Consider the following 2,983-nt stretch of genomic DNA (forward strand, 5'->3'; position numbering starts at 1 on the left):
TCCTGAATCACGCAAACGACCAATCCTCAAGCCATTTTATGAGTTTACGGCCTAAATTATCCAAGGTCCACTCATCGACATCAATGCTGCGGGCGGATGAAGGTCGCGGTTCCGTGGTCGGACGCGACATAGACTGGCGCCCCAATCTTGACGAGCTGCGGGATTTCCTCGAGCGCGAGCGGCATACCGGTCAGCCGGCCGCGCGTGATCCGGCAGAATGTGTCCCCATCGATCCGGAAGGTGCGGTCCTCGCCCTCGTCCGTGGTGACGGTGATCGCGCAGCTGTCGATGGCGGCCACCTTGCCCACCGTGGGGATATTGCCTGAACGGGGCATGCCGCGAATGTCCATCGACAGGCGGAAATAGCGATCCGATCTGTTGGCAAGGCCGCTATGCGGCGTTTGCAGGCTGAACACCAGCAGATCGCCGGGCTGGTACAGGGCGCGGCGCCAGGACTCCTCCGGGATCACATTGTCGGCAATGCCCTGCGGCGGACGGGCAAAATCGTTCATGCGCGGCTTGTGCATTCCCTCCGCCAGCGCCAGGCCGCCCGTCGCCTCGTCGATGGGCGCAAGCGGCATCCAGCAGATTTTGAGGGGCAGGCCCTTGTTATTGGGTCCGTCGCAATGGAGGAAGTTGAAACGCTTGCCGGGCTTTTCCGGGCGGGGCGGCAAGGCGTGATATTCGGTGTTCGGAACCCAGAATACCTCCTCGCCGAAAAGCCGTTCGAAAAAGGCGCGAATGGCAGGTTCAGCGACGAACTGGTCGCGCGGATAGCGGGCCATCAACGGATCGGTTTCGGGGGAACCGTCGTTGCGGATCGGGAAATCGTCCAGCGAAGCGCCATTATGGACAGCGGCATCGGTGCGGGTCGGATCGATCACGCCAAGGCCGTTCAGCACATCGAGATAGACCGCGCGAAGCCGTCCGACCGCATCCTTGTCCAGAACGTCGCGGAAGAACCAGTATCCATCGCGATCCCATGCGTTCTGAAGCGCGACCGGATCATCGAGAAGATGGTTGGATACGGTCAGTTCCCGCATGGGCAGTGTATCGGCAAAGCTGGACGTAATCATTGTCATTTCCTTATCTTCTGGATCATCGTCTTTCGTCAGTCCGCTCGGTCTATGAACATATGGCCGGTCATCGCGGCGATCTGGCTGACGCCTGCGTCCACCGGGATAAGGACTCCCGTCAACAGACGCGCCTCGCGCGAGGCGAGGAACAGCGTTGTGGCCGCCACATCCCATGCATCGCCCTCAATCCCCAGAGGCGCGACCTTCCGCCGTGCCTCGCGCAGGGGTTGCAGTTGCGGATTATTCGCCACATGCGGCGTATAGAGATGGCCCGGCGAAACGATATTGGCGCGCAGCCCCTCGCGGCCGTAGATGGTCGCAAGCTCCCGCGTGAAGGCATCCAGTGCGGCCTTCGCAGGACCATAACCGGCCGCGCCATGCGCGCGTTGACCCGCCGTGGAGGAAATATTGACGATGGCCTTGCCGCTCCCCGCCAGCAAGGCAGGAAGAGCGGCGCGGCACATGTTGAATGTGCCGGTCAGGTTGATGTCCAGCACCTCCTGCCAGGTCGCGTCGTCGAACCCCTCCAGCCGGGGTGCGCCAAAGCCGCGGCCGACATTATTGATGAGGATGTCCAGCGTTCCATAGGCGGCAAGCGTTGCCTCCACGATCCGGGCGCAGTCCGCTGGATCGGTCACGTCTCCCGCGCAGGCAATGGCTTCGCCCCCGGCCGCCGTGATCATCCCGGCGGTTCGCGCCGCGTTGGCCGGATCGCGCGTCACCGCCACGACCCGTGCGCCTTCCCGTGCGAAGAGCAGCGCGATGGCCCGGCCGTTGCTCATCTCGTCATCGGGTGCGCCGGCGCCGGTCACGATGGCGGCCTGTCCCGCCAGGCGGTCATAATATTTGGCTGGCTCAGGCATGCCCGGCCTCCTCTCTTGTGCCGCCGCTGTTGTGACGAACGCCGGTCACAGGTCATATTCCGCGATATAGGCGGCAAAGCGTTCGCGTACTTCGCCGTCGCTGATGCCGAACTCTTCGGATGAATAATCGTGCTTGCCGTGCTTGTCCTTCGGATTTGCGGAGAGGAAGCCTTGCATCGCCGCTTCCGTTTCCGGGCTGAGCACCAGCCCGAAATGGGCGTAGATCCGCCGCAGCGTTCCCAGCTTGTCGGAAATCAGGTCGCGATAATGGACGTCCAGTATGTCGGCATGGGGGTGCGTCGCGCGCGCCGCCGCTACACGCTCAGTCGCCCTGGCATAGATGTCGAGCCGGATCGGTCCCACCTCTTCCTTTTTCCAGAAATCGGCATTGCGCCATGTAAGGCTGGCGCCCGACGCGATGGTTTCGACCGGATTGCGATGCAACAGGACGATGCGCGCATCGGGGAAGACGCGCAGCATCGGGTCCATGCCATAGGTATGGGATGGATTTTTGAGCAACCATGTATGGTCGGGATCATTGCCCCCCATCAGGCGCAGATTGTCCTTGTAGCGGCGGTAGGAGGGTTCCTCGTCGGCGTCGTACCACCATTGCCGGTAGCCGGGCAGCGGCAGGGTGGAGTTGAACGTGTTGCTCATGAAACTCTGCACCATCACGGTGATGCATTCGTCAGCCAGCGCCGCGCCCATGTCGTGCGCGGTGCGCAGCCCGGGATTGGCGGCGAACATCGCCTCCAGCCGGCGGTGGACCGCGATGAACTGCGGATGACTTTCCCACTGGTCGCGCGCCGGACGGACAAGGGGCGCCTCACCCACCCAGCGCGGCGTCCACTGGAACTGCGGATCGACCGACATGAGGAAATGCAGGATGGTCGTGCCGCTGCGCGGCAAACCCGTGATGACGATCGGGGCCGTGACGGGATTATCAAGCAGATCGGGCCGCGCCGTCCAGCCCGCCTGCGAGGAGAGCCGGCTTTTCAATGCCGCGACCGCGGGCCAGGTCGTTGTGGCACTGTCGCCATTCGA

General features: G+C 63.1%; 3 protein-coding genes. All 3 read right to left on the reverse strand.

Annotated features, from left to right (window positions below):
* Positions 1-80 precede the first annotated feature (80 nt).
* Positions 81-1,076 (reverse strand): phytanoyl-CoA dioxygenase family protein, encoded by a 996-nt coding sequence (locus RUH75_RS23555; RefSeq protein ID WP_313809640.1) that lies wholly within the window; start codon positions 1,074-1,076, stop codon positions 81-83.
* A gap of 35 nt (positions 1,077-1,111) precedes the next feature.
* Complete coding sequence (locus RUH75_RS23560) at positions 1,112-1,939, reverse strand: SDR family oxidoreductase (RefSeq protein WP_313809641.1); 828 nt, start codon at positions 1,937-1,939, stop codon at positions 1,112-1,114.
* A 45-nt stretch (positions 1,940-1,984) separates the two neighbouring features.
* A partial coding sequence (locus RUH75_RS23565) for a sulfotransferase (RefSeq protein WP_313809642.1) occupies positions 1,985-2,983 on the reverse strand: 999 nt, incomplete at its 5' end.

It is taken from the genome of Sphingobium sp., assembly GCF_032153725.1.
GTDB lineage: Bacteria > Pseudomonadota > Alphaproteobacteria > Sphingomonadales > Sphingomonadaceae > Sphingobium.

Coding starts and splice junctions, on each gene's coding strand:
- RUH75_RS23555 (WP_313809640.1), bottom strand. CDS start 1,076: ATGATTACGTCCAGCTTTGCCGATACACTGCCCATGCGGGAACTGACC.
- RUH75_RS23560 (WP_313809641.1), bottom strand. CDS start 1,939: ATGCCTGAGCCAGCCAAATATTATGACCGCCTGGCGGGACAGGCCGCC.